This is a genomic window from Candidatus Methanomassiliicoccus intestinalis Issoire-Mx1 (genome assembly GCF_000404225.1).
GTDB classification, from domain to species: Archaea; Thermoplasmatota; Thermoplasmata; order Methanomassiliicoccales; family Methanomassiliicoccaceae; genus Methanomassiliicoccus_A; species Methanomassiliicoccus_A intestinalis.
Genome location: NC_021353.1, coordinates 1,662,920 through 1,687,027 on the forward strand (window position 1 = coordinate 1,662,920; position 24,108 = coordinate 1,687,027).

Below are 24,108 nucleotides of genomic sequence, written 5' to 3' on the forward strand. Positions count from 1 at the left end.
ATGATTCATGAATTAAAGATAATGCCAGATTATTTTGAAGCAGTGGTTATTGGAGCAAAGACATTTGAGCTGATAAATGATGACAGAGGTTTCCAGATTCGCGATATTCTCATTTTGAAAGAATGGGATCCAGACGCTGAAGAATTTACGGGCAGGGAAGTGGTCAGACGCATCTGCTATGTATTGAAGCGTGTCCCAGGTCTGACTTCTGGATACGCCATTCTGGGTATCGAGGAGGGATCGGAATGAAATATCAGATCCCGCGCGTGATACTGCAAAATCCAGCCCGTTTGTTCTTTTTCACTCCTGCCAGACACACATATCGTTACAAGGGCTACCTATCTAGTATTGCACAGACAGAACTAAAGCATGCAGGAAATGATGTCATCAGATCATCAGGATGCTGGATCATCAAAAGCAGGGAGGGTCTGTAATGTCTGAATCTATTGAGCTCTGCATAGCTAGATATCTCTTGTCTGCACAGCAGAACGGCCAGACTGTGTTGAGTGTAAGCTTAATTACCCACATAAGACACGAGCTCTACAGCATGGACGAACTCCTGACTGCTCTTTACTCTCTTGAGAAACAGAACTACATAAGATCAACACGCGATCGCTGGAGCATCACGCAGAAAGGCATTGATCACTTTTTCAGGATAGGTGATGAGTGATGAACGGATCACCAGACAGGCTGCCAATCCTGCATAAAACATACATGAGGCGTGGTGAATATCGACACGTATTCTGGAGCCGGTATGGTATCGCCACATCAAAAAACAATGAGACATCCCCTACGTTTTACCCAGGAGACCGCATTGAAATTATAAATTTAGACTCAAAGCATGGTATGTTTCCATTCGGCAAGAATCGCGGTCGTATAACTCATATCGTTACGGATGAGGCAGATGGCATAACGACTGGGTACACAGCAATTCTGTACAGAATGGATGGATTTCTCCATCTGTTCACGGTTGTTCTGATCGGTACGCTGGGACTGTGTGCATTGCTTTTATTCCTGGGGGCGATCTGATGCTCAGAGTCGCTCTTTATGCAAGGGTCTCTACAAGAGAGCAGGACACTGACAATCAGATGTTCAGACTCAAGGAGTTTGCGCAGAGACGAGGACTTGAAGTCTATGATACCTACATGGATGTCTGTTCAGGTGCAAAGGCGCATCGTCCTGATCTTGACAGAATGATGAAAGATGCTAAGATGCACTGCTTCGACAAAATCGTTGCAATTAAGCTTGACAGAATGATGAGATCCGTTTCAAATCTTCTCACCGTGTGCGATCAGCTGAAAAGCTACAATGTAGATCTAGAATTCGTTGATCAGCAGATCGACACAAGCACACCGGCAGGAAAGATGTTCTTCACGATGCTTTCTGCATTTGCAGAATTTGAAAGAGAATTGATCAGCGAGAGGACAAAGGATGGATTAGATAGAGCAAGGAGAGAAGGCAAGAAGATCGGGCATCCTAAGACGACATTGAGTAAAGATCAAATCGAGAGGATCAAAAAGATTCTAGAAGAAGATCCGCAGATCTCGCTTAGAAAACTCTCTGCGATGATGAGAGGGATCTCACGCAATACTTTACGAAGAGAATTATCAGACCTCGGTCTTTGGAGTGGTCAAGAAAGGGGATCGTCGGAGGTATATAAATGAATGGCAAAATAAGCTATGATCTTCAAACGGTCGTTAGTAAAGCCATCTTAGATGCTATGATGCCGTACAAAGGTAGATAAAATGGGAATAACTACTCATGACCTATTTTTCAAAGAAAAAATAGATGAGAAAGTGTGTGGTTTTATTCTTTCTAATGATGTTAAGCAAAAAGTAGAGATCCTGAAGTTAGCTACTAATAAAACAAAGTCAGAACTGGCTGAAGATGCAATCAGACTCCTCTACTTGATGTATTCATGTATCCCAAAGGAGTTAATGGAACCAATCTTAGATTCATTGATGGATAAAGATGCTAAAAAGTGTATAAAAACCGTTGAAGAGATCGAATCTCTTCTTCGGCGGATTCTTTAATTCTTAGATTATATCCTTATAAATATCTCTATCTCTCATACTTAATTTATAAAAGCTATAATCGCCCATGTTAATAGGGAAATAATCCCTTAGTTGCCTCAATGGTATGAGATAGTATGCAATGTTACCTGTTTCAAATATGAATCCTAGATCCTCCTCACTCGTGTCTATAAAACCTTCACACTCTAGTTTCTCTGTATTCACTTCGATATCCTGTAATTTCATAGAGGTCTCAAGTACTTCATTATTCTCGTTTACAATATCGCAAATGTTTTGATCAAGCCGTGTTCGATACACCAGAGTATCATATGCTTTATCTATACTGACGTTTTTCTTTTTATTAATCATTACGCATGCATCTAATTTAAAATATAGTCTGGTAAAATAATAATATGCCCTTAAAAATTCTTCTGAAACCGTATAAACCTGACAGAAATAAGGGTAATCACAGAGATATGATCGAATATCATCAACTTTACTAAATATATATTTGTAATCTTCCTGGCTAAGTGGGTTTTTATTCATAGCCAATGCCTTACGATCGATCTTTTGTCGTATGTAGTTATTAATTTCAGATAGATATTCTCTAACCTTTATTTCACAATTTATCCTTTCGCTAACATATAACATACGTGTTTCTTTCTGAAATCTCACATAGTCATTTATCAACCATACCACTGTTGAAACAGTTGCTCCTGCTAATGTCGTTGGAATGACTATGTATGGATTCTCTGGATTTATAATACATAGATATATACACACAACGGATACGATGGCAAAGATTACGGTCGTTACTAAGAATCTAGACATGTACCCTTTTAGATAGTCCATCTGTTCAATAATCATATTCATGATAAATACCAAATATTTTGATGGCATTTTTAGTATTTAACTATCTTCAAAATTCTTATATATATATATATATATACATTTCGTTTTTTAAATATTTAAATTTAGCTTTTAATAAATATGTTTAAGTTGGTGTAGATACTTACGAACCGCCTACCAGAGCAAGGTGGTTTCTTTACTCCTTTTTTCTAAAAAGGAAGGCAACAATGGAGGTATTTTCATTCAATCAAGAAATAAGTTAGCGATAGCTCTCATCGCCTTGGTTGCTCTGATGCTTGTCATTCCACTCGGAATGGTCACATCAGACAATCAAAGCGATCAGACACAAAGTCACGTTTTGTCGTCATCACTTGACGACTTCACATTCAAAGAAGTATATACGACAACAGGAACGGGCTCGTCTGCTGTGACTACGATGACTGGATACAGTGTGTCAGCAAAGACAACAAACCTGAAAGGAGATGTTGTCATCCCAGATTCTTACAAAGATTTGCCTGTTGTGCGGATCGATGCAAACGGTTTCAGAAACTGCTATGACATGACATCTGTTTTGATTCCGTATACAATCAAGACGGTAGGAATTAATGCATTCACCAACTGTCTGAAATTAAATGCAGTTTATTACAATTCAAATTCAGCGACAAGTGTAGAAACTCCATATACAGATCTTACAAGCCCGTGGTACAACGCTGGATCGGAACTTAACGTTGTATTCGGCAATATTGTTACAAGCATATCACCTTACTGTTTTTACAATGCAAATCATCTGAAGTCTGTCACTCTGAGTCCTTCAACGACTACTATTGGGGTTCATGCATTCGATAAGTCTTCACTCGAATCGATCACGATCGAGCATGCAACAAAGATCGATGAATGTGCATTCAAGGACTGTAAACAATTGAACAATCTGATACTGCCAGACTCACTGACAGTAATAGGGGTGTCAGCGTTCCAGGGCTGTTCATCTATTGAGAGTATCAATATTCCTAAAGCGGTAACTAACATCAGCAATCTTGCATTTGCAGACTGTACAAAGCTTGCAACGATCAATTACAACTGCAATGCAACATCAGTATCGTATAGCAACACAACATCCGCATGGCTTAACACCGGAAAAGACACCGAAAATGTGACTGTTGTTTTGTCTGATGATGTGAAGGTGCTGCCGTCTTCTGCATTCTACTGGTTCGAGAATCTACATAGCATCATAATGAATCAGACTCTTACAGAGTTCGGACAAAATGCATTTTATAACTGCATTAATTTAGAAGAAATAACAATACCCGCATCTGTAACAACACTTGGAAGCAATGCATTTTACAACTGCTACAAACTTGCACAAATAAACTACAACGCATCGAATGCGACAGGTTCGATATCTGGATCAAACATCGGGAAAGATGTTGATGACTGCATTCTTGTCATCGGTGAATCTGTGACTGCTCTGCAACTCTCTATGTTCTCAAATCTTGACTACTACGGAACAGTTTATTACAATGCTCCAAGTGTCGCCGATTTGAGTGTAGGAAGCAGCAGTACACCAGTATTCAACTCTACAGGATACAGGTTATACTATAGCGACCCAGAAAAGCTGGCAGGCTTCAAACTCATTATTGGAGACAATGTAACAAATATCCCGTCGGGCATATTCCAGAAATCATCGTATTTGATCGAGGTAACCATCGGTGAGTCTGTCATATCAATAGCAAATAGTGCATTCAGCGGTTGTCAACGTTTGGCAGTGATCAATTACAATGCAGTAGCTGTATCAGATGCTTCTTACACAGCATCAACATCCCCATATGGTGATAGTAAAGCTGAAAATCAAGCAGGCAACAGCGTTGCAGGCGGTATAACACTCAGAATCGGCGAGAACGTCAGATATATTCCAGAATCAATCTTCTATAATTTAGTTCACTTAAAGAATATAGAGTTTAATGCTAAATCACTAAATGAGAAGATATACACGTCGAGTACCACTCCATGGTACAACGCAGGGCTTTCAGAAAGTGAAGTTACTGTTACAATCGGAGACAATGTAACACAGATTCCTGCCTATTGTTTTGCTTACTTCACGTCACTGAAACAAGCAAGCATAGGTGCTCTTGTAGAATCAATAGGCAATCAGGCATTCGCTCAAACATCTCTTGAATCAATCACGATGCCTAAGACTGTACAGTATACAGCTTCGTCTTTTCCAGCCTCCGCTGAAGTCATTAAGCTCGACACATTCACAATCACATACAACAGCAACGGCGGATCAGAAATTACATCTCATAAAATACTGCAAGACCGCATGCTGACAAAACCAGACAACCCGACAAAAGACGGATTTACATTTGCAGGCTGGTATTCAGACGCAGAATTAACAACAGAATATGATTTTAACGAGCCGGTTACCAGTGACGTTACACTTTATGCATCATGGACGGTAAATAACACGGACAACCCTTCAGACAAACACACATCTGAAGACTTACCGTTGTGGGTCTACATTGTCATTCTGCTTCTGTGCATTGTTATGTTCGCATTGATTTGTAAGGTGGTACTATGAAGCGCAAAGAGATAATGCTTGGAGCGGTAGCCCTTGTTCTCGTCTTCTGCCTATCATCACTTGCATTAGCGGTTAATGACGATGCTGAAACTAATGACAACGGTGTTGTACTATCAAGCAGTGTAAGCCCAACTTCATTTTCTCCTACCCAGTATTCAAGTGCTACTGTAAGCGTATCAGGTGCAAGAGTCACGATAAGTGTGAGTGATTCTAATGTTGGCTCTGCCATTGATGATATTTACAAAATCAACTGGGGAGACAGCGGCTCATCTGAACTGAACTCATACAATAATGGATCAGCATCCCATACTTACACATCAAACGGACATTACAGCATATCAATATCAATCGAAACATGGAAAGACGGGGCGAATAAACTAGCAACAACATCTAAAACGATCAGTGTAACCATCGATCACTACTCTTCATCAACCCCGACTTACACAGTCACATACAATCTGTCTGGCGGTCACGTAGTATCATCAATGTCAACAACACGCACTGTTACATCTGGTACAACCATCACGCTTCCAGGCATTGGTGATGTGGAGAAGGACGGCACGTACCTGAACGGCTGGGCTCTTAATTCCACGTCAGGAACTAAGTATACAACATTAGGACAATACACAGTCAGATCAAACGTCACATTCTATGCCGTCTGGGCGACTGAAGTTTACAAAGTGTATCTGCATTCAAATGGCGGTGTCTCTGATTACTGGTATTCATTCATCGTCACTGATGATAATCACCGTGTTGTTTTGCCTTCAGATGGATTTTCAAGAGAAGGATATTATCTTGACAGTTGGAACACATCAGCAGACGGTTCAGGCACTAAATACGCTCTTGGAAGCACATATACAGCATCAGCAGAAGGAGAAAAGCTCTATGCAATTTGGAAAATGCCTACTGTGACTCTGAACTGTGATGATCTCATCGACTACTTAGAAACAGACAAAGACAACATCGCATTGCTCAATAATTCAGCAGACATTCCCGTAGGAACAACCATAAAGTTACCGCAAATGCCAGCTACAATATCTGAAGACGGCTGGGTACAGCTTATGACTGGCTGGAGAGATCAGGCAGGCAATGCAGTAGGCTACAGCTATACCGTGCCTGCTCAGGAATCCATCACTCTGACTCCTGTCAGAACCGACTATTTCAAAGTCGATGTCACGCAAGACCCGATTGTTTCAATCACCATCAGCAACAGCATGTCTGAATGTACGTCTCATACGGTCGAATGGGGAGACGGAAAAACAGATACTGCGGGTTCAGTCGTCAGTGATGTTCTGAGACATACATACGAAGCAAATTCTGCTTATGCCATCACTCTGACATCATACGAGTATGACGTCAGCGTCAGCGGGTCGTACTCAATTCAGATTGTCAAAGCTTCATCAGATCTGACAACCTATACTGTCACTTTTACCAGCAACGGTGGTAGCAAAGTGCAGAATCAGGTCATTGTTGAGAATAACAAAGTGTCTAAGCCCGCTGATCCGCTTCGAACCGGCTACCGCTTTGCCGGCTGGTTCAGCGATGCAGAATTAACCACAGAATATGACTTTAACGAGCCAGTAAAAAGTAATCTCACATTATATGCGAAATGGGAAGACGCTTCAAAGTACACGATCTCATTCAACACCAACGGTGGTAGTGAGATAGAAAATCAGACCGTGGGCGCCAACACCAATGCCGTGAAACCAGACAACCCAACTAAAAAAGGATACACCTTTGCCGGCTGGTTCACTGATGCGGAATTGGTTTCTGAATACAATTTTAATACGCTCGTCAATTCTAACATAACTCTCTATGCCAAGTGGGATGAAAAATCTAGTTCTGGCATCTTATCTTCAATTCCATGGTGGATTTGGTTAATTGTTCTGTTGATCATTGTCTGCATCATACTTTACGTGATTTTTGGGTGATAAAATGAAGGTTACTAAAAAACAAAGAATTGCCTCATGTGTTGCTCTGATAATCACGCTATGCATGCTTGCTGTAGCAGTCTCCAGTCCGTTCATCTTTCAGGAAGAGGAACAGCAGACTGATGCAGACGCTACTGTCTTAGCAGGTTTTACAGACCACTGGTTCGACGGCTGGAGAGATAAAGACGGAAACGTTGACTGGGGCTTCTTTGCAGTTGATGTCTTAGCACACATGAACCCCCTTAGCGCGCTGGGATGGGAAGCTGCCGAGTACTATTACAAGGGGGAGATCATCCCTCCAGGCACACCGCCGGCAGGAAACGAGGACGAGGTTGCTAAGCAGATGAGGCTTCATGAAGCCGAGTTAGTCTACACAATTCTTAACAGCAACAAAGAACTGCTTGCTAACAGTATTTCAGGATATGCCGACATCTGGAAGTTCTCAAATGCGTACTGGATGAGGCAGTCTGAGATAGCGGCTACTGAGTCGTGGGTTCTAGGAGAACGTTACAATGCAACTCACATAATTGAAAGATCAAGTCTGGCTGAGAACCTTTCTAAACTCTTTGCAAATATCGAAGAGGGACCAGACGTCACGTTTGCATTGCTGACTGAACGTCTCAGCACATGGTCAGGAGCTTCTGGCTACGGAAGCATGAGCATAGTCACCATGTACGGTGACACTCCCATGAGCGGGTCGGGAATGGACATTAAGATCAGAAACGGACTTAATATAACTTCAGACAACAACCGTGCGTATCTCGATAACAGAGAAATCTGGGTTTCGGGAGGCGGTGCTACAATCCATTCAGAGAACGGCACTCAGTACCAGTTAGCCGCTGGATACAACGATCTTGCTGCAATGGGAATCCCAGCCGGAACGTATGCGTTCCAGAAAGACCGCCAGTATGCCGGTTCAATCTTACCGACTGTTTCAGCGAACGTAGCAAAAGTCCAGCCTGTCGCTGTGCTGTCTGCATCTGACTCTTTCAAGCTTGCTTTCTACAGCAATAGTCATGTCACCATCGACAACAAGAATTATGAATCGTTAGGAATCAAAGTAGAAACAGGCGACGGTACCAGCTCGCAGACCGTAGACCTCTTACTGATTCTCAAAGAGCAGGGGACAATGATAACAGCAACTGAGCAGACACTCTCCAAAGCACACGCCTCTGCTCAGGCGATCTGGCAAATCTTCAACACAACACAGGAAGCTAACATTTTGTTAAGTCCCTCATCACTCATTCCAGACAACTCTGTAGAAGTTTCTGCTGACGAGATGTATATGCTGACAGTCTCCTATCTACAACAGGTACACGACTATTATGAACGGACGAACGGCAACATCCAGAAGACTGGATTCCTGATATCTGCAGATTCACTTGACCTCTTAGTAAGAGGAGATATCTATGACGAAAACGGAACGGCGGTCTACACTGACGTCGTATTTTCACCATACGTCTGGCTTAATGCTCTGAATCTCCACATCGGCAAAGTTACGTTAGATCAGGTCGGAAATGTTGCGATCTGGGGTGAATCGCAGGATCTGAACACATGGACAAAAGGAGATAAAATACCGACAATGTTGGCTGTCACCCCTAACTACAGCTTCGACATCAAACAGATTCAGAAGAGTCAGGCGTCTGTAGACAGCTACACAGTCACGATCAAAGAGATAGAAAAGTGGCACGAAATAACAGTCACTCCAGGACCACCGCCGACTGTGATTCCGCATCTGATTGACGCTGTGCCTTTGGTCGCGACAATCCTCATACTGATAGCTGTCTGCTTCGTGGAGCTGTGGATTATTCTTGACTGTGAATATTGGTGGATACTGCTCATTGCAGGAATATTCGTCCTGCTGGCAATATTCGGCGCTAGATGGATTACGGGGATGCTATGATTAAACTAATACTAGGGCTAGCTGCCCTAGTTATCATTATTTTAGCCTGTCTGGGCGTAATCGACGTTCAAGCTCTGCTGCATGATGCGATCAACGCTTTCAAAGACATCGTGAAAACACTGCTGGAGGGTGTGCTGTGAGCTTAGGCATCGCAATCGTACTCTCAGTATTCGTGATGTGCATCATGATCACAGCAGGACGAAAATTACAGATGCTGACTAAATTCGTCTATCCTAAAGACGTTTTCAGTTTGGCATTCATAATTGGTGTCGTGATATGTGTGATCGGTGCAGAATATGAATTAATCCCTATCACGTTAGAAGATGTTTACTGGTGTGTGCCTGCGATGCTTGGATACATCATAGGCTACATACTAGGCAACGAGCAGTCATATCAGACTATTGAGTACATCTCGCCTAAAGCAAGATACACAGCGATTTTGAAGACGGTGATCTACGAAGAAGGGGAAAAACAGTACATCGCCGATCAGACCAACGTAGCACTTCTCAAACGCCTGCTGTTTGGCATTGTACACGAGCTTGATACTCAAGGTGTGAAAATGGAATTTAACTGGGATGTAGATGCTCAATTCAAGATCAAGATGTACAAAAGGAAAGTATGCAATGTTGAGAGGCTCGACACCAAGTTTGACCGTGTAGGGAAATTAAAGTTAAAACGGTATAAAACAACGATCGGTGTCGCTGTTGCCAATCAAATATCGCATGCCGAGCTTGTTTCACGTACTGACGCACTTGACACACTGAACGACACCGTACTGACTCTTTCTAATGAAGTCACACGATTGAAAAATACAGTGCCTAAGCGTGTTGCCAAATCAATCATTGAGCTTACAAGACCAAGCTATGAAAAAATAACGCTGGATAACATTTCAAACTATCTGAACAAGGTGAAAGATGATGTTAAAGACTCAGAGGAGGCAAAGGCATGAGCAGTTCTAACGCAGATATGATCTCAAAGAGACGTTTCAAACTCACGAAAGAGATTAGAAAAGCAACTCTCAGCGGTTCTGAGTACTATGAGCTTAAACGAGTCTTAGAGACGCTTGAGCTGGTAGAAATTGATCTCAATGCACTGCTTGTAGAGAACACTAACAAGATTGCAAAATTCAACACAAATAACGGTCGTTATCGGGTCTTAGAAGACGGCAGGCATGAGTTTGCTATCAATGACACAGTCATGATCTTTACAACTGAAAACGGCATGATAAAGTACGTTGAGACTAAAGCAAATGCAAAAGCAAGGAAAGAGACTGATATCATTCTAGAAATGCTCCTTGCGGTGATCGACAGACCGATCATTCAGAACGAGATCAAGAATATCAAAGATACAAAGGAGAGATTGAGAAAACATGCAAGCTTAAGGGGATATGACGAAATCAGAAAGATGATCCGTTCAGATACTCTTCAAACTCTGATAACCATCGATAATATGGATAAGCCTGTGGTGATTGAATGAGCGCAGATATTCCAGTCATTGATATTACATCTGAGGTTGATGATGTCTTTGACTTTGAGCCGTCGCCGTGGATGCCTTACGACATCACGGATGAGATTAAAGCAAGGCTCTTTCCAGATTTGTCAAGCCATGTTCGGATATCTCATCTTTTCATCTCAGGCATGATGGAGAGCGGTAAAACAACATTACTGATAGAGCTCGCCCAGTATTGTGTCTGGAAATACGGGATAGATAACGTCAATCTCGTTTATACAAATGATATGCGAGTTGCTCTTGAGGAACTTCACGACTCAAAGGCGGTTAATCTTCTCATTGTCGATGATGCTACCCAGTTCGCATCCTCTCGCGATTACATGAAACATCAGGCGATGGTATCGGCATTCTATGAGATCAGGCACATTGCCAAGCGCAAGAGCGAGAAGGATGTCGGTTTAGTCTGCATCATCTTTTCAGCTCAAAGAATCAAAGAAATTGATGTCGCCTTCCGTGACGCCCCTCTGACCATCTATAAAACAGCGATGACTACTGAAGGCGATGCATCGGAGCTCAAGAAGAACATCCCCACACCCTACATGAACATTTTAAACCAGACGTGGAACCGCATCAATCAGGGAGATGACAAGGCTAAGTCGATCTCAATAGGCTGCATCAAACCGCTCGCCGGTACAGACGAGGGCGTGGGCATCTACCGTTCTCATGTCGTTGACTTCCCCGAATTCCCAAAGATGATCAGATCGGAGGAATACTTTGACACTTTTGACGTGGAAGAAGTCGAGGAAAGTACCGAGTCAACCGATGAAAGTACTCTGCCTCACACTACTGAGAAGGTCACGCTAGATGAGCTCAAAGAATCGCATCTTTACGACTCAGAAATAGCGTGCTATGAGGCGGTGAAGCTAAAAGGAAAAAGTATCCGAAAAGCAAGCGAGGAATTGGGCATCCCTTACAGCACATTGAGAAGAGGCATAGCAAAGATTGAGAAAATGCTTGAGGTGAGCCGGTGAGCCGTTTGAGCCACGTTTGGCAGATTATCGCGCGCGTAATTACATTACGCATGCGCGCGCACGCGCGACCAGCGTTTTTGAGCTGAGCCAAATGAGCCACCTATGAGCCACTGCGAATTATCCAGAAAACTATCATAAAACGGGGGGTATAAAACATGGTAAAAACAAAGAGAAAATCAATCATTTCAAAGTCAAAATCATCATCAAAACCCAAGCTTAAACAAAACGAGAGGAAGCTCAGCGCTAAAGATCAGAACGCTTTGGCAAAGATATCAAGCAAAGAGAAAGAAGCACGGAAGAAGTACGGAGGAAAACACCCAGCTAAGCTCAGGGATGATAGATACACAGATATGGCAACGATCGACGGCGACATCATGATCTATCTTGACACATCAGCAGTCCCTGACGTCAGAATAAGCGTCTATGAGGGTGCTACTAAACGCTCAGGCGGTAAGCATGAGGTTAAACGGGCTGCTAGAACAGGAGTCTGGAGGAGGCGTGTGCAATGACAGCAGAAATTGTTATCAGGCTTCCTGATTTGATAGTTGAATACATAGACAACAAGATCAAACTCGGTGAATATCTGAGCAGGAACGATTATATCAGGCACATACTGAGGTGCACAATGGAAAAAGAAGAAATGTGGACTGATCTTTAGAGATTGCCGATTTAAAACGATTCTTAAGAGCAGGATCTTTGTCTACCTGCTCGTTTTTATTCTTTAATTCTCATCGATTGACGATGTTTTATTATTTTCTATCTAGATTCTAAGCTAAACTTATACGCATAATAAGTTTTAATTCTTATGGCATCACGCACACCTAGGAAATATGCAGTAAAAGCCAGCGTTACGAAAGAGTTTTTAGATCAGATCGATGACGAAGTGTCTGAGAGCGGATTTAACGGCAGAGGAGATTTTTCTCATTATTGTATGAGACGTTATTTCGAAGATAAAAAGCATTATAAATCTGTTCAGGACGAAATCACCCTGCTGACTATCAAAGAATCTCAGAGATCTGAAGACCGCACTGAAGACTGATCTATATAAACACAGGTGTTGAATACATGTTTATTTTTCAGTCGATAATATTCATATAACGCATAGAGGAGATGCGATCCATATTCGTCATCTCCTCATATACAGACAGCAGTATCTAATCCGCCACAGTTCTCTAACACCTTGAAGCGGATTATTCAAATTTTTTTGATTTTTCTACATAATAGCGCATGGCATATACTGCAAATTCTCCAACATCCTTCAATCCCAGCTCTTTAGCCATTTTTTCAGCTTTTTCATAGGTGTCTTCATCTGCATAAAACACTAGCTCACATTCTTTGTTGTCACTCATTTTGCTTCCTTCTTGGCTTGAGGTATTACAGGAATACCATTAATGGACCCATTTATTATAAGAGATCAAGTACAATAATATTTGCTTAATGCCAAAAAAGTTGCCGAAACGGGTTGCATTCAAGGTACTCGTTCCTGAAGGTTTGATACCTGAGATTGATGAGTTGGTTGCTGAAGGACAATACAATGGTCGCGGTGATTTAGCCCTCACACTCATCAGAAAGTACATTGACGATCGTCGTCATGAGAATGTTGTAGCGCATGAATACGAGCTGCATAAATACCAGTGTGCCAAAGAAAAGAAGCGAAAACAGAATGAGGATCAGTAGTCAAGAGGTCTTGCTGTACCTTCAGGAAACTTTTCAATTGCTGAATGTACAATTTTGTAAACTTCTTGTTCTTCCATTTTCAAGTCTGCTGCGATCATACCAATGCTTTCTCCGCATTGGTATCTTGAATATATCGTTAACTCAATATCGCTTAGATTATGTACCTTAATTGCCTCTTCAAGCTTTCTTTGAATTGTTGTCAATGCTATCACCGATTTTCTCTATAAAAGGCACAATACACATTCTGCAATCACCAGCAGTACCTATGCGTTCACAAATTGCATTTGTTATATCGCATCTGTAACACCCGTCCCTATGATCTGCATAGGCATGAAACGAATCTGCTTTCACATATCTGGGATTGTCTGCATCTATGTCCCGGCTGCTTTGAAGCCTGTCAATTGTTGATAAGTATCTATGCAGTGCCTGTCTGCAAATATCAGAGCGGGAAAGTGCATAGCCAGCATCGATAGTGGAGTCTATCTTCTCAATTTCTTTTGGTGACAGAGAAATCTTGACGACAGTGGCTGATGTTTTCACTTTCTCGCTTGTATTCACAATTTCAAAATCAATGATTAGTTCTTAAAGTTAAGTGAAATTGGCCATTTATGGGGTTCATTCATGGTATTCATAGGCCAATAATGGCCTGATTATATGAGCGTTTTATATATGAAAAAGCCAATCAGAAAAATGCCCGGCAAACATGGGGCGAAGCCAGACCCGATGGAGGTGGTTTGGTCGCTGTCTCCGTCGGGCTGGATCCTCGTCGGGTAGGAGGTGAAAACGTGAAATTCGTTAGAGTCTCTGTTTCTCGACGCAGACTCCAGATAGTGATCGGCAAACTTACGATCACTATCGACTGGTCATAAGACCAGTAAAGCATGGTTCACTTTACGAACCCCGTCCTCTTATGAGGGCGGTCACCTCCATCTTAGTTTTCTTATTGTCGTTTGAGCTTATATTATTTGCTTTGTTTCTTGTAAAACAAGATAGTACACTAAAATATACTAAGGCAGATACTGAGAAAAATGAGCTGTGATAAAGTCACGCTCTTCCTTTTTTTGATGATTCCTCAGAAACAGCCTCTACCACTGATGCGTTAATTTGTTTTGTTTTTGCAATTTGTTCTACACGATACGCTTTATAGTGCTCAATTGCACGAACAACCCATTCATTTCTCGTGACGTGCTCCTTATTTTCTGCAACGTCCCACTCAATAAATTCTCTAAGACCTGAAGGAACCCTCACCGAAAATCCTTCTGTTACTGAGTCCCCAGTTCTTTTACGAGGCATAGGGGTTAGTAGAATTTTGAGTAGTTTATTATTTGCAATACACTTGTAATATTAGTGTATTTATTAAATACTAGATTACGCATGTATTCCACATGAAATCTAAATCAAATAGTGAGATCGTCTCAGTGAGACTGCCACACAAGGTTTTAGAGGACATAGACAACAAAGTAGCAGATGGTTATGTAATGAATAAAGCTGACTTTGTTCGTCTGGCAATCTTAGAAAAGATCTCACGAGACAATAAAAAACAAATTCAAACCCTTTAATTTTTAACGGAGGAAAGAAAAATGTCAAATGAAATACAGAATAGCGAAAGCTCTCAATCTGCTTTCTGCAGACTGAGTGAACTTAGAACCATAGAGGTTAGAGAGTTCAATCACATTGTCAAAGAATACGAGCTCATGTATGGAGACGGCGATTTTATACAGATCCGTGTGACGAGGGACGATTCAAATGCTCCTGCGATCACAATCGGAAAGTATCTTGATGATGAAGCAGGTTCAGAATATTTTGCAAAGCTCGGAAAAACAGAACTGCAGGCACTCGTCAACATACTGCACAGCATAGTAGATGAAGGCGATCTCAAAGGTGATGAGTGATGTCGGTCTGGCACATAAAAGGTGAAGATGCTAAAACAAGAATAATGAGCGGGGTCTATCGTGATCCGATCCCTTTACCATCACTCTTTTTCGTCATTTGACGATTCTTTCAGCTTCTTTTCAGCTTTTAAAATCTCATACTTTTTTCGTACTGTTTCTTCTTCCTCTTTCTTGTCAATGTAGTCTCTGATTAACCGCATCGCAAAATCACTTTTTCCATTGTAATGTCCTTCTTCGACTAATTTATCGATCTTCGGCTCTAATTCTTCTGGTACAAGAACCCTAAACGACTTTTTCGGCGGTACCTTAGTTGGCATCGCAGGTAGTTATCTAACTTAGAAATATATACAAAGGTGTGCATGATCGTGTACATGAATGAAGAGGATATCCCATTTTTTGACATTGATATTGATGATGAAACTTTAGATGATTTGAAAGAGCTAGCATGCAAGGAGAGTTATGACAATTTAAATGACTTTATTCTATACATAATCTCATCTCACATTGATGCACGAGATGCGCAGATGCGAGATGGAAAAGTAGCAATTGAGCTCACTGGCTTTGATCTTGATGTTGTCAAAGAAATTGCAGAAGAGACAGAATGCGCTGATCTGTCTGAATGTGTCTATGACATGATACAGGCTGCAATCAAAGAACGTAATGAGACGCCTATTATTATCTCGTTGCCGAATCATTTAATATCTCTGATTGATGAAAGTGTTGATAAAGGCAAATACGAGTCAAGAAGCCAGATGATTAATTTTATTTTACGTGGCTACTTTGGAACGATAGGAAAAATACTTCGTTGAAAGAGAGGAAGGTAAAGGTTTTCGGTTGCTGAATGCGGAGATAATGCTATCTAGCATCCTTAAGATCGTATCCAAAAAGATTTTTTATACCTATACTTCTATCCAAAAATCGCCCGAAAGAGGTTGAGCTGACTCCGCAGAGGTGAGTCGCCAAACCTTCTCTGCGGGTCAGACCCTCGGGAGGAGGTGGTAAAATACCACGTTTGACCGTGGTGATCTGCACTATGATCATGATCGATGATTCGGTTGTGATCACTATTGACTGGCACTAATGTCAGTCACGAGCGGTTCACGTTACGAACCCCGTCCTCGCAAGAGGGCGGTCACCTCTGATCCCATAAATTGTATGTGCTAAGATGTTTATACTTTTTTGCTTAACTATACCGTCCATCGCATCCAATAGGCACATTAGCTTTCAGATTTGCATTAACCCAGTTTATGTCTGCATGTGTATACTCTATGATTTCAGAAAAGAGCTGTATCATAGTCAGATAGCACCTAATCTCTTTTCTCTACTTCAGAAAGAACTGCCCCAGATGAAGAGACAAAGTTTTCCTCCTCAATCACTTCATCATTCAGGATCCTTTCCATGTTCAGAATTGCTTTAGCTAATCTCATTCCTTTTTCTGTCAAGTCCAGATATATCTTGTTCTTTTCACCGCTTTTGGTTTCAACAAGCAGTCCCATGTCTTCTAGATCTCTGATCTTATTCACCATTGCAGGGATTTTAGAGACATTTTCATACACATCTGACTTTTTGCAGTGACCGCCGCATTTGTATATGTAGACGATCGTTGACATTTTGTGCATATCTTCAATGTCTCTGATATTGAACTCTGCATTATCCTTTGAACTTCGCACATTTCTAGATGTTGGATTCTTGTTATTTAACTATCTTCAATATTTCTAATTTAGCAAAGTTAGAAATTATTATATACTTACTTTGTATTTCTCTGAATTAGCGAAGTTAAATTTAAACACGGCTATTGAACCCACCCAGCCGTCCAAAATCGCTGTAAGTACACTGAAAAGAACCCTTAGACATGCTAACACACCTATGCCAATGGCTCCTTTAATTTTGGGTTCGCTGGGGCCATTAGCCACTCTTAAAACTGGAGGAAAGAACATGGAAGAAAATATACGGATTAGCGAAAGCTCTCAAGATATAGAACTTGAGAGTAAAGACTCGCTGGCAGAGATGAAAGAGTATCTGAGAAAGCCTGTGCTGCTTGAGAATCTCGCATCGGGAACCGAAGTATGCCTCAGATGCGGTAAAAATGAATGGAAGCTAAAACTCAAATCAGGCATTGACTGTTTTATAGCTCAGTGCGCAGGTTGCGGGCTTGAGAAATTCTTTGAATGTTGGTATCCTGAAGGTGATGAATGATGTCGGTCTGGCACATAAAAGGTGAAGATGCTGCCGAAAGACTTCTTAAAGACAATATTCTGCAAATACCCCAACCCTGGATGCCATTCTTCAATTTTGAGCTTGCAGTGTCTGTTGAACCGGAATCTGGAGATATCATAGACATTGATAGTGATGATGGAACTCCCAGACGCTTCATGCTTAGAAGAATAAGACAGATTTATGAGGCAATGGATGGTGAAGAGACTGCTGTAAAAAATTACGACTGCCAGTATGTTGAACTGATCGACCCCTGAAGGTGTGTCTGGATGGGAAGATATCCAACGACTATTGAAACGTGTACAGAGAAACTTTGCGAGCATATCAAAAATGAAGAGTTTGCAATGGATTCCACAGTTAGATATTATCGGAACCAAGTCCAATGCGTTTTCAGAATCTTACACCAGCGAGACGAGACACTACTTCCATACACAGTTACAAAAGACGATGTGAAGTGGCTTCTAGATACTCTGATTGACGGCGAGTATGCAGTAAATACTATCAAGGGGTATATGCAGGCTCTTAGGCGTATCTGCATATTTTACAACAACACAGCAGTACATGAAACAAAATACAGACTGCAATACGACACGAGACCTAACGCTGACTGGCTGACTCTTGAACAGGGTGAACAGCTTGTAGCTGTTAAGAAAACCGTACCGCAAGAGCTTGTAATACATCTTGAGTTATGTACAGGATTGAGAAGAGTTGAGGTTGCTAGGCTCAAGACAAGTTCAATCAAAAATGGGTATCTAGATGTTCTTGGAAAAGGAAGAATGGGAGGGAAGCCCAGAGTCGTTCCGTTCCATAAGGACACTCAGAAGATTGTAAACATGTATGCGGAGTACAGGCACGGCCTTGTAACAAGATCAATGAATCATTGGGGAGCGGATGTTGACATTCCAGATCAGTTCATGATTTGGATAGATGAAAACGATGTTCTGCACCCTTATTCAACAGTTAAAACAACTGGCATAGATAAAATCGTTGCTGGTGTTGAAAGGAGCCTGCCTTTCCATTTTTCAAATCATACATTGCGTCGAACCTTTGGTCGCACTCTTCACAAAGCTAAAGCACCTCTCGTATCCATAATGAAACTGCTTGGACACGATGATGTAAAGACGACAATTCAGTATCTTGGATTGAATTTTGATGATATGACGGAGGCAATGGAATTGTCTCCGTTTAGCTATGAATTTTCTACAGAATAAAAGGTGAAAAAATGATTATAGAACATCATAAATTAATATACTGGCTAAGTACCAAAACAAACCCATTCGGACGGACCCACCAATTTACCAACTATTAATTTTTAGCAGAACAATTGCACATTCTCAGGTTTAATGAAAATAAGCAGATTGTTTGAGTGTAAAATCTGAGGGATAAAAATATGAAAAATTGATCTGGAACAATAGTCCAGATCAGTAGATTAGAATTATGCTTCTGTTTTTTCTTTATCAGGCAATGGAATCTCAAATACATCTGTAACTTTTTCTACATTCGGCGGAGTGTACGAAGGTGCCATTGCTAAGCATTTTTTAGGACATGCTTCAACACAAGATTCGCATTGAATGCATGACATCCGGTTGATTGTCCAGATTTTGCCTTTGCGGTCTACAGAAATTGCATTCGTGGGACATTTACGAGCACAGATCCCGCATAAGATGCAGTTTTCCTCGATGATGCTGACATGTCCCCTGGTGCGTTCAGTCCATTCCCTAGGCACTGCTGGATACATTGCAGTTGCAGGTTTTTTGAACAGACTTTTGAGCACGGTTTTAGCCATTTTAAAAGATGCCAATCCCATCACCGCTCCGTACAGCTTATACATGGATCAATCGTCAGGATCAGCATGGAAACGTCCGTAAGATCGCAGCCCTGCAGAGTCTTTACCATTGCAGGGATATTTGCGTTGGTAGGTGTTCTTACACGCATTCTCTGAAGATATTTTGTTCCATTTCCCTGCACATAATAGAATGCTTCACCTCTAGGCTGTTCTACTCTCACAATAAATTCTTTAGATGGTGGCATTCCTTTGACAGGTACATCGACTGGTCCCTGAGGAAGCTCAAGCATGATTCTTTCAATAAGATCCAGTGATTGGAAAATCTCCCTGATCCTTACTTTGCATCGTGCATAGCAATCCCCTTCTTCCTCTAGAATGGGCTTGAATCCCAGATCCAGATATTTTCCGATACCGGTTAATCTGATATCATTGTTAACTCCAGAACCACGAGCTACCGGCCCTACTGCGCAAAGATCTATAGCTTCTGACTTAGAAAGCCACCCTACTCCGCATAACCTGTTCTTTACTGAGACATCATCAAAAACATTGGTTATTGATTTGATCTCGGCCCTTAGATCCTTTATGGTTTTCAGGATCTCGTTCTGCATATCTGGAGTTATATCTTTCCGTAATCCGCCGACTTTACAGATAGAAAAGATTACTCGACCTCCAGTAGTTTTTTCGAACAGATCTAGAACTCTTTCGCGGAGTCTCCAGCAATGCATAAACAAGCTTTCGAATCCAAGTCCGTCTGCCAGAAGCCCTAACCACAATAAATGGCTGTGAACTCTAGAAAGTTCATGGAATGCAGTTCTTAAATAATCTGCACGATCTGGTATCTCAACATCCATGAGCCCTTCAACGGCTAAGGTGTATCCCCAGCCATGACCAAAACTGCAGATTCCACAGATTCTCTCGATTACGTAGAACATTTCATTGTAATCTTTTGTTTCTGTTAATTTTTCCAAACCCCTGTGGACATATCCGATTGAGGGGATGGCTCGGATCACTTTCTCATCTTGTATTTCAAGATCAAGATGCACTGGTTCAGGAAGTACTGGGTGCTGTGGTCCAAACGGAATGATCGTACTCTTTCCCATTTTATGCATCCTCCTTTTCAGACTCTGCCTGTTGTTTCCAGGGTGTTGGCTTAGACAATTTGAAGAAGTTTCCGTGATAGTCTAATTTGCTGTCTGTAAAGTTTATTCCGAACAGATCGTGTATCTCATTCTCGTAAATGAATGCCGGCCAATAAATTTCGGTTATACTTGGTATACTGGCTTCGTATGAAACTGTTAATTTCAAATTTTGAAGAGAGAGATCTTTATCCAAGGAATAGAGAAGTTCCATTTCATCTCCCTTAGGGGTCCCGCATATCTGTCCCAGCCTGTATCCTTCAGAGTTAAGCTCCCTGATTTTTTGAAGTAATTCTGAAGTATCAATCTGAATGAAGTTTTGAATTGTATAGATAGCATCTTTCATTTTGAAGCCTCCTTTGCAGACTCTGATAATTTTCGTTTTTCTTCTAAGATGCCCAATCCTTTCACAACGCCATCAATTATAGCTTCTGGTCGTGCTGCACATCCTGGAACATAAACATCTACAGGTATTACAGTGTCCACTCCACCCATAACATTGTAGCAATCTCTGAAAATTCCACCAGAATTTGCGCATATGCCGATAGCAATTACAACTTTTGGATCTGGCATCTGTTCATAGATCTGTTTTATGACCTCTTTGTTTTGTTCATTCACAGAGCCAGTGATGAGGAATACATCGGCTTGTTTGGGATCTCCAGTATTTATTATCCCAAATCTCTCTACATCATACACAGGAGTTAAGCAAGCTAATACCTCTATGTCGCATCCATTACAGCTAGATCCATCGTAGTGTATTACCCATGGGGATTTTGATAAGTATGTCATTTAACTCCTCCTTACTGCAGTATCATTAACGCACCGACATTGATTACACCTAAAGCAATGGCTACTACCCATGAACTTTTCAGTGCAACCTGCCATTTCATTCTTGCAAAACAATTGTCTATGACAATCTCCAGGAAGTATGCCAGAATACATACGACTATTCCAACAACATAACCTACAATAGTTCCGTTGCAGAAGAACAGGAACACGAATCCCAGCAACATGATATTTTCATACCAATGAGAGATTTCTACAGCAGCTAAGGAGCGTCCTGAGAATTCAGTTGTTAAACCTCTCACTAAGTCTTGGTGAGCATGATGAGACATGCTGAGATCAAATGGAGACTTTCTGAATTTTATAGTCAGTATGAACAGGAATCCGATGAATATACCTATCAGATAAATGAACGGCATCTCGTCGCCGGATAGTATTGCATCGACCTGGAAACTGCCTGATACAAGATAGAATCCTATCGCAGTCAGCAGAACCATCGGTTCATACGCCATCATTTGGTATAGTTCTCTTTCCGCCCCAATCTGAGAATAGGGCGAATATGAAGAAAATGCTGCAACTATCAGGAATACATTCGCCAGCGTAAGTGCGAAGATTACCAGCAGCAGATCTCCCCCAGAGAAGAAGATACATCCAGTTATGATTATGAAGAGCAAAAAGCACATTACATAGAAATCCTGGACCTTGTTTGGAGTGATCTGATCCTTTTCCAGGAATTTGCGTACATCATAATATGGCTGCAGTATGGATGGGCCGACTCTGCCCTGCATCCTTGCACTTATTTTTCTGTCAACGCCGGCCAACAGACAGCCCAGTATCGGAGCTAGAACAAGATACCCAATTACGAGTATGATCATTGAAATAGTACTCATGCTACACCCCCCAGAATCAAAATGATTGCAGCGAGAATTGTTATTATGGTGATCACCAGACCGAATTTGTTTATCCTGTCTTCACCAAACCAGCCTTCCATGTACCAATTTCTGAGAGAAACCTGAGTCTCGCAGTTCATTGCACCAGTGAAGGAAAGATTGTTTCCAGTGTTTACTCCACACATATATGTCGGCACAATCTTCTTGTTCGTCTTTCCAAGAAATGGAATAGGAAGTAAGAGGACTAATGCCAGCATAGCTAACAGGATATACATGTTTCCAGATCCAAGCGCTGCAATAACAGAGCCCCCGGCTGTGAATACAGTTCCGAGATATGGCATTACCATATACTCAGAGATCAGCGGGAATGTAAGACATGTTACAATGACCAGTGCTGCTAGTGCCCCGAGAACGACCCATTCTTCTCTATGGACTGTTTTTTCAACATTATCTTTATTAGACACGATAGCAACCAATTTTCCCAGCCATTTGGTCCAGTAGAATGCAGTAACCGCACTTCCAAAGCAGATGCATATGATTAGAATGATGCTTTGAGAGTCGACAAATGCTGTCATTGCCTGCCATTTTGACACGAGCATACCGAAAGGTGCCAGAAACATTCCTGCAATGCCGATAATCATTAACATCGCGAGTTTCGGCATTTCACAGAAAAGTCCGTCCATGTCTTCGATATTTCTGCTTCCTATATGATGCTCAGCTGTTCCTACACAAAGGAACAGAAGTGATTTTGTAATTGCATGGAAGATCATTAACATTATTCCAGCCCAGACGGCAGCTTCTACTCCAACACCGCCGCATGCTACAATCAGTCCCAGGTTAGCGATTGTAGAATATGCAAGCACCCTCTTTGCATTGCTCTGTGAGATAGCAGCCATTGAAGCTAAGAGGAAGGTTACACCTCCAACGATCATAACCATCTCACCTGCAATATTGTCGTGCAGAACTGGAGACAGTTTGAGTATCAGAAATACACCGGCTTTTACCATTGTTGATGAATGCAGTAATGCAGATGTCGGAGTAGGAGCAACCATTGCACCGAGTAACCAACTGTGGAATGGCATCTGCGCTGCTTTTACAATACCAGCTAATGAAAGCAGAGCGATTGGCAGAAGAACAGTGATGCTTTCTGTTCCAAGTTCTAAAAGCTTGTTGAATTCTAGAATGTCATGCTCAGAGCCAATTATCACTATTGCAAATACAAATGCTAACCCGCCAATCAAATTGAGAACTAACTGCAGGAATGAGTTTCTTACTGCTTCATCAGTCTTGGTGTAGCCAATAAGGAAGAATGAACAGAGTGTTGTAATCTCCCAGAAGAAGAACATCCAAACAAGGCTATTTGATGTTACAATTCCAAACATTGCAGAGAGGAACACAAACATCAGGAAGAAAAACCAATATCTCCGATCTGGCTCACCCTCATGATGATGCTGGAAATCTTTCATGTATCCAACTGCATAAACGGTAATTAAGCTCCCGATTATGCCGATGATTAAAACCATTATAGATGACAGCCCATCGATGTACAGGTAATTGGATATTGAGATATCATGCCCTTTTGTAAGTTCGAACCATGTCATCAAAGGCGTCTGGATAAGCGCTAAAATTGAAACGAGATATTTCTTATGCTTAATACCTAAATAGAAGATAACAATTCCAAGACAGACCTCAGTTATCAGCATCAGATAATCAACAATTTCATTTTCAAAATCAAAGAGTACCGTTCCGCCATCAATATATTCGATTGCAACATAGATCGATGCTATCGCAATAATAGCGGCAGAGACCTTTACAATGATGCTCCTGATTTTTTCATTTCTAAAAACAAGCAATATCGCCGCTACGATGAGCGGAAACAGCAAGAGGAACAATATATCATACATCATCTCAGATCCAATTTAGTCGTTTGCAAACCTTTTCGTGAGTACATAAAACTATCTAAAGCACCGGGTCAACCAG

Annotated in this window: 36 protein-coding genes; 23 read left to right on the forward strand and 13 right to left on the reverse strand. The window is 41.5% G+C overall.

Annotated elements, in window-relative coordinates:
* The 6 genes from H729_RS07935 to H729_RS07960 all read left to right on the forward strand — a co-directional run bounded on the left by H729_RS07935 (position 1) and on the right by H729_RS07960 (position 2,033).
* Positions 1-249 carry an ASCH/PUA domain-containing protein gene (locus tag H729_RS07935; RefSeq protein WP_020449488.1) on the forward strand — a complete coding sequence of 83 codons (249 nt, stop codon included), beginning with the start codon at positions 1-3 and terminating at the stop codon, positions 247-249.
* Positions 246-434, forward strand: a complete 189-nt coding sequence (locus H729_RS07940) for a hypothetical protein (protein WP_020449489.1) — start codon at positions 246-248, stop codon at positions 432-434. Before H729_RS07935 ends, H729_RS07940 begins: the two co-directional genes overlap by 4 nt.
* Positions 434-670 (forward strand): hypothetical protein, encoded by a 237-nt coding sequence (locus H729_RS07945; RefSeq protein WP_020449490.1) that lies wholly within the window; start codon positions 434-436, stop codon positions 668-670. The genes H729_RS07940 and H729_RS07945 overlap by 1 nt, the downstream gene beginning before the upstream one ends.
* Positions 670-1,029, forward strand: a complete 360-nt coding sequence (locus H729_RS07950; protein ID WP_020449491.1) for a hypothetical protein — start codon at positions 670-672, stop codon at positions 1,027-1,029. The genes H729_RS07945 and H729_RS07950 overlap by 1 nt, the downstream gene beginning before the upstream one ends.
* A complete protein-coding gene (locus H729_RS07955) occupies positions 1,029-1,664 on the forward strand; it encodes a recombinase family protein (RefSeq protein WP_020449492.1) in 636 nt (211 codons plus the stop codon). Before H729_RS07950 ends, H729_RS07955 begins: the two co-directional genes overlap by 1 nt.
* A gap of 81 nt (positions 1,665-1,745) precedes the next feature.
* Entirely contained in the window at positions 1,746-2,033 is a 288-nt protein-coding gene (locus tag H729_RS07960) for a hypothetical protein (protein ID WP_020449493.1), read from the forward strand.
* A 3-nt stretch (positions 2,034-2,036) separates the two neighbouring features.
* On the opposite strand, the gene H729_RS07965 is transcribed toward H729_RS07960, so the two are convergent.
* Complete coding sequence (locus H729_RS07965) at positions 2,037-2,912, reverse strand: hypothetical protein (RefSeq protein WP_020449494.1); 876 nt, start codon at positions 2,910-2,912, stop codon at positions 2,037-2,039.
* A gap of 136 nt (positions 2,913-3,048) precedes the next feature.
* Here H729_RS07965 and H729_RS07970 point away from each other — a divergent pair, with 136 nt between their 5' ends.
* From H729_RS07970 to H729_RS08005, 10 genes are all read left to right on the forward strand, one after another.
* Positions 3,049-5,436 carry a leucine-rich repeat protein gene (locus tag H729_RS07970; protein WP_020449495.1) on the forward strand — a complete coding sequence of 796 codons (2,388 nt, stop codon included), beginning with the start codon at positions 3,049-3,051 and terminating at the stop codon, positions 5,434-5,436.
* Positions 5,433-7,367, forward strand: a complete 1,935-nt coding sequence (locus tag H729_RS07975; RefSeq protein ID WP_020449496.1) for an InlB B-repeat-containing protein — start codon at positions 5,433-5,435, stop codon at positions 7,365-7,367. Before H729_RS07970 ends, H729_RS07975 begins: the two co-directional genes overlap by 4 nt.
* A gap of 4 nt (positions 7,368-7,371) precedes the next feature.
* Positions 7,372-9,270, forward strand: coding sequence for a hypothetical protein (locus tag H729_RS07980; protein WP_020449497.1), 1,899 nt, complete (start codon positions 7,372-7,374; stop codon positions 9,268-9,270).
* On the forward strand, positions 9,267-9,410 hold the full coding sequence (locus H729_RS10050) for a hypothetical protein (protein ID WP_172618686.1): 144 nt from the start codon (positions 9,267-9,269) through the stop codon (positions 9,408-9,410). Before H729_RS07980 ends, H729_RS10050 begins: the two co-directional genes overlap by 4 nt.
* A complete protein-coding gene (locus H729_RS07985) occupies positions 9,407-10,219 on the forward strand; it encodes a hypothetical protein (RefSeq protein WP_020449498.1) in 813 nt (270 codons plus the stop codon). Before H729_RS10050 ends, H729_RS07985 begins: the two co-directional genes overlap by 4 nt.
* Positions 10,216-10,746, forward strand: a complete 531-nt coding sequence (locus tag H729_RS07990; RefSeq protein WP_020449499.1) for a hypothetical protein — start codon at positions 10,216-10,218, stop codon at positions 10,744-10,746. Before H729_RS07985 ends, H729_RS07990 begins: the two co-directional genes overlap by 4 nt.
* On the forward strand, positions 10,743-11,750 hold the full coding sequence (locus H729_RS07995) for a hypothetical protein (RefSeq protein ID WP_020449500.1): 1,008 nt from the start codon (positions 10,743-10,745) through the stop codon (positions 11,748-11,750). The genes H729_RS07990 and H729_RS07995 overlap by 4 nt, the downstream gene beginning before the upstream one ends.
* Before the next feature lie 155 nt (positions 11,751-11,905).
* Positions 11,906-12,259 carry a hypothetical protein gene (locus tag H729_RS08000; protein WP_020449501.1) on the forward strand — a complete coding sequence of 118 codons (354 nt, stop codon included), beginning with the start codon at positions 11,906-11,908 and terminating at the stop codon, positions 12,257-12,259.
* Positions 12,256-12,408 (forward strand): ribbon-helix-helix domain-containing protein, encoded by a 153-nt coding sequence (locus tag H729_RS10055; RefSeq protein ID WP_020449502.1) that lies wholly within the window; start codon positions 12,256-12,258, stop codon positions 12,406-12,408. Before H729_RS08000 ends, H729_RS10055 begins: the two co-directional genes overlap by 4 nt.
* Positions 12,409-12,555: 147 nt before the next feature.
* Positions 12,556-12,789, forward strand: a complete 234-nt coding sequence (locus tag H729_RS08005; RefSeq protein ID WP_020449503.1) for a hypothetical protein — start codon at positions 12,556-12,558, stop codon at positions 12,787-12,789.
* A gap of 151 nt (positions 12,790-12,940) precedes the next feature.
* Here H729_RS08005 and H729_RS10060 read toward each other — a convergent pair whose 3' ends face one another.
* Positions 12,941-13,099 carry a hypothetical protein gene (locus H729_RS10060; RefSeq protein ID WP_172618687.1) on the reverse strand — a complete coding sequence of 53 codons (159 nt, stop codon included), beginning with the start codon at positions 13,097-13,099 and terminating at the stop codon, positions 12,941-12,943.
* Positions 13,100-13,187: 88 nt separating this feature from the next.
* Here H729_RS10060 and H729_RS08010 point away from each other — a divergent pair, with 88 nt between their 5' ends.
* Complete coding sequence (locus H729_RS08010; RefSeq protein ID WP_020449504.1) at positions 13,188-13,427, forward strand: ribbon-helix-helix domain-containing protein; 240 nt, start codon at positions 13,188-13,190, stop codon at positions 13,425-13,427.
* Here H729_RS08010 and H729_RS08015 read toward each other — a convergent pair.
* The 3 genes from H729_RS08015 to H729_RS08025 all read right to left on the reverse strand — a co-directional run bounded on the left by H729_RS08015 (position 13,421) and on the right by H729_RS08025 (position 14,720).
* Positions 13,421-13,630: a ubiquitin family protein gene (locus tag H729_RS08015; RefSeq protein WP_020449505.1), complete on the reverse strand. Its 210-nt coding sequence runs from the start codon at positions 13,628-13,630 to the stop codon at positions 13,421-13,423. The genes H729_RS08010 and H729_RS08015 overlap by 7 nt on opposite strands.
* Positions 13,605-13,985, reverse strand: a complete 381-nt coding sequence (locus H729_RS08020) for a ribbon-helix-helix domain-containing protein (protein WP_048134080.1) — start codon at positions 13,983-13,985, stop codon at positions 13,605-13,607. Before H729_RS08020 ends, H729_RS08015 begins: the two co-directional genes overlap by 26 nt.
* Positions 13,986-14,471: 486 nt before the next feature.
* Entirely contained in the window at positions 14,472-14,720 is a 249-nt protein-coding gene (locus H729_RS08025; protein ID WP_048134081.1) for a hypothetical protein, read from the reverse strand.
* A gap of 92 nt (positions 14,721-14,812) precedes the next feature.
* On the opposite strand from H729_RS08025, the gene H729_RS10065 reads away from it, so the two are divergent.
* Entirely contained in the window at positions 14,813-14,986 is a 174-nt protein-coding gene (locus H729_RS10065) for a ribbon-helix-helix domain-containing protein (protein ID WP_020449508.1), read from the forward strand.
* Between the two features lie 21 nt (positions 14,987-15,007).
* Positions 15,008-15,319, forward strand: a complete 312-nt coding sequence (locus tag H729_RS08030; RefSeq protein ID WP_020449509.1) for a hypothetical protein — start codon at positions 15,008-15,010, stop codon at positions 15,317-15,319.
* A gap of 80 nt (positions 15,320-15,399) precedes the next feature.
* On the opposite strand, the gene H729_RS08035 is transcribed toward H729_RS08030, so the two are convergent.
* Positions 15,400-15,636, reverse strand: coding sequence for a ribbon-helix-helix domain-containing protein (locus tag H729_RS08035; protein ID WP_020449510.1), 237 nt, complete (start codon positions 15,634-15,636; stop codon positions 15,400-15,402).
* Positions 15,637-15,690: 54 nt separating this feature from the next.
* Between H729_RS08035 and H729_RS08040 the strand changes: the two genes are divergently transcribed.
* Positions 15,691-16,128 carry a ribbon-helix-helix domain-containing protein gene (locus H729_RS08040; protein WP_020449511.1) on the forward strand — a complete coding sequence of 146 codons (438 nt, stop codon included), beginning with the start codon at positions 15,691-15,693 and terminating at the stop codon, positions 16,126-16,128.
* Between the two features lie 498 nt (positions 16,129-16,626).
* Here the strand turns inward: H729_RS08040 and H729_RS08045 are convergent, their stop codons facing one another.
* Positions 16,627-16,989 (reverse strand): hypothetical protein, encoded by a 363-nt coding sequence (locus H729_RS08045; protein WP_020449512.1) that lies wholly within the window; start codon positions 16,987-16,989, stop codon positions 16,627-16,629.
* 202 nt (positions 16,990-17,191) lie between these two features.
* Between H729_RS08045 and H729_RS09915 the strand changes: the two genes are divergently transcribed.
* The 3 genes from H729_RS09915 to H729_RS08065 are packed head-to-tail and all read left to right on the forward strand — an operon-like array spanning position 17,192 to position 18,744.
* Entirely contained in the window at positions 17,192-17,515 is a 324-nt protein-coding gene (locus H729_RS09915) for a hypothetical protein (RefSeq protein WP_147554423.1), read from the forward strand.
* The gene (locus tag H729_RS08060; RefSeq protein WP_020449515.1) at positions 17,515-17,790 is read left to right on the forward strand and encodes a hypothetical protein; all 276 of its coding nucleotides are present in this window, start codon (positions 17,515-17,517) and stop codon (positions 17,788-17,790) included. Before H729_RS09915 ends, H729_RS08060 begins: the two co-directional genes overlap by 1 nt.
* A 12-nt stretch (positions 17,791-17,802) precedes the next feature.
* Positions 17,803-18,744, forward strand: coding sequence for a tyrosine-type recombinase/integrase (locus H729_RS08065; RefSeq protein ID WP_020449516.1), 942 nt, complete (start codon positions 17,803-17,805; stop codon positions 18,742-18,744).
* A gap of 224 nt (positions 18,745-18,968) precedes the next feature.
* Here H729_RS08065 and H729_RS08070 read toward each other — a convergent pair whose 3' ends face one another.
* Genes H729_RS08070 through H729_RS08095 form a run of 6 tightly spaced genes read right to left on the reverse strand, consistent with a single transcriptional unit; the run spans position 18,969 to position 24,035 of the window.
* On the reverse strand, positions 18,969-19,340 hold the full coding sequence (locus tag H729_RS08070; RefSeq protein WP_020449517.1) for a 4Fe-4S binding protein: 372 nt from the start codon (positions 19,338-19,340) through the stop codon (positions 18,969-18,971).
* Positions 19,340-20,419, reverse strand: a complete 1,080-nt coding sequence (locus tag H729_RS08075; protein ID WP_020449518.1) for a hydrogenase large subunit — start codon at positions 20,417-20,419, stop codon at positions 19,340-19,342. Before H729_RS08075 ends, H729_RS08070 begins: the two co-directional genes overlap by 1 nt.
* A gap of 1 nt (position 20,420) precedes the next feature.
* A complete protein-coding gene (locus H729_RS08080) occupies positions 20,421-20,801 on the reverse strand; it encodes an NADH-quinone oxidoreductase subunit C (RefSeq protein WP_020449519.1) in 381 nt (126 codons plus the stop codon).
* Positions 20,798-21,244, reverse strand: coding sequence for an NADH-quinone oxidoreductase subunit B family protein (locus tag H729_RS08085; RefSeq protein WP_020449520.1), 447 nt, complete (start codon positions 21,242-21,244; stop codon positions 20,798-20,800). The genes H729_RS08080 and H729_RS08085 overlap by 4 nt, the downstream gene beginning before the upstream one ends.
* Positions 21,245-21,255: 11 nt before the next feature.
* A complete protein-coding gene (locus H729_RS08090) occupies positions 21,256-22,128 on the reverse strand; it encodes a respiratory chain complex I subunit 1 family protein (protein ID WP_020449521.1) in 873 nt (290 codons plus the stop codon).
* Positions 22,125-24,035, reverse strand: coding sequence for an NADH-quinone oxidoreductase subunit 5 family protein (locus H729_RS08095; protein WP_197736795.1), 1,911 nt, complete (start codon positions 24,033-24,035; stop codon positions 22,125-22,127). Before H729_RS08095 ends, H729_RS08090 begins: the two co-directional genes overlap by 4 nt.
* Positions 24,036-24,108 lie beyond the last annotated feature (73 nt).

Bases quoted from the DNA above. Each gene is read 5' to 3' on its own strand.
- H729_RS07935 (WP_020449488.1), top strand. From the start codon at position 1: ATGATTCATGAATTAAAGATAATGCCAGATTATTTTGAAGCAGTGGTT.
- H729_RS07940 (WP_020449489.1), top strand. From the start codon at position 246: ATGAAATATCAGATCCCGCGCGTGATACTGCAAAATCCAGCCCGTTTG.
- H729_RS07945 (WP_020449490.1), top strand. From the start codon at position 434: ATGTCTGAATCTATTGAGCTCTGCATAGCTAGATATCTCTTGTCTGCA.
- H729_RS07950 (WP_020449491.1), top strand. From the start codon at position 670: ATGAACGGATCACCAGACAGGCTGCCAATCCTGCATAAAACATACATG.
- H729_RS07955 (WP_020449492.1), top strand. From the start codon at position 1,029: ATGCTCAGAGTCGCTCTTTATGCAAGGGTCTCTACAAGAGAGCAGGAC.
- H729_RS07960 (WP_020449493.1), top strand. From the start codon at position 1,746: ATGGGAATAACTACTCATGACCTATTTTTCAAAGAAAAAATAGATGAG.
- H729_RS07965 (WP_020449494.1), bottom strand. From the start codon at position 2,912: ATGCCATCAAAATATTTGGTATTTATCATGAATATGATTATTGAACAG.
- H729_RS07975 (WP_020449496.1), top strand. From the start codon at position 5,433: ATGAAGCGCAAAGAGATAATGCTTGGAGCGGTAGCCCTTGTTCTCGTC.
- H729_RS07980 (WP_020449497.1), top strand. From the start codon at position 7,372: ATGAAGGTTACTAAAAAACAAAGAATTGCCTCATGTGTTGCTCTGATA.
- H729_RS10050 (WP_172618686.1), top strand. From the start codon at position 9,267: ATGATTAAACTAATACTAGGGCTAGCTGCCCTAGTTATCATTATTTTA.
- H729_RS07990 (WP_020449499.1), top strand. From the start codon at position 10,216: ATGAGCAGTTCTAACGCAGATATGATCTCAAAGAGACGTTTCAAACTC.
- H729_RS07995 (WP_020449500.1), top strand. From the start codon at position 10,743: ATGAGCGCAGATATTCCAGTCATTGATATTACATCTGAGGTTGATGAT.
- H729_RS08000 (WP_020449501.1), top strand. From the start codon at position 11,906: ATGGTAAAAACAAAGAGAAAATCAATCATTTCAAAGTCAAAATCATCA.
- H729_RS10055 (WP_020449502.1), top strand. From the start codon at position 12,256: ATGACAGCAGAAATTGTTATCAGGCTTCCTGATTTGATAGTTGAATAC.
- H729_RS08005 (WP_020449503.1), top strand. From the start codon at position 12,556: ATGGCATCACGCACACCTAGGAAATATGCAGTAAAAGCCAGCGTTACG.
- H729_RS10060 (WP_172618687.1), bottom strand. From the start codon at position 13,099: ATGAGTGACAACAAAGAATGTGAGCTAGTGTTTTATGCAGATGAAGAC.
- H729_RS08010 (WP_020449504.1), top strand. From the start codon at position 13,188: ATGCCAAAAAAGTTGCCGAAACGGGTTGCATTCAAGGTACTCGTTCCT.
- H729_RS08025 (WP_048134081.1), bottom strand. From the start codon at position 14,720: ATGCCTCGTAAAAGAACTGGGGACTCAGTAACAGAAGGATTTTCGGTG.
- H729_RS10065 (WP_020449508.1), top strand. From the start codon at position 14,813: ATGAAATCTAAATCAAATAGTGAGATCGTCTCAGTGAGACTGCCACAC.
- H729_RS08030 (WP_020449509.1), top strand. From the start codon at position 15,008: ATGTCAAATGAAATACAGAATAGCGAAAGCTCTCAATCTGCTTTCTGC.
- H729_RS08035 (WP_020449510.1), bottom strand. From the start codon at position 15,636: ATGCCAACTAAGGTACCGCCGAAAAAGTCGTTTAGGGTTCTTGTACCA.
- H729_RS08040 (WP_020449511.1), top strand. From the start codon at position 15,691: ATGAATGAAGAGGATATCCCATTTTTTGACATTGATATTGATGATGAA.
- H729_RS09915 (WP_147554423.1), top strand. From the start codon at position 17,192: ATGGCTCCTTTAATTTTGGGTTCGCTGGGGCCATTAGCCACTCTTAAA.
- H729_RS08060 (WP_020449515.1), top strand. From the start codon at position 17,515: ATGTCGGTCTGGCACATAAAAGGTGAAGATGCTGCCGAAAGACTTCTT.
- H729_RS08065 (WP_020449516.1), top strand. From the start codon at position 17,803: ATGGGAAGATATCCAACGACTATTGAAACGTGTACAGAGAAACTTTGC.
- H729_RS08070 (WP_020449517.1), bottom strand. From the start codon at position 19,340: ATGGGATTGGCATCTTTTAAAATGGCTAAAACCGTGCTCAAAAGTCTG.
- H729_RS08075 (WP_020449518.1), bottom strand. From the start codon at position 20,419: ATGGGAAAGAGTACGATCATTCCGTTTGGACCACAGCACCCAGTACTT.
- H729_RS08080 (WP_020449519.1), bottom strand. From the start codon at position 20,801: ATGAAAGATGCTATCTATACAATTCAAAACTTCATTCAGATTGATACT.
- H729_RS08085 (WP_020449520.1), bottom strand. From the start codon at position 21,244: ATGACATACTTATCAAAATCCCCATGGGTAATACACTACGATGGATCT.
- H729_RS08090 (WP_020449521.1), bottom strand. From the start codon at position 22,128: ATGAGTACTATTTCAATGATCATACTCGTAATTGGGTATCTTGTTCTA.
- H729_RS08095 (WP_197736795.1), bottom strand. From the start codon at position 24,035: ATGATGTATGATATATTGTTCCTCTTGCTGTTTCCGCTCATCGTAGCG.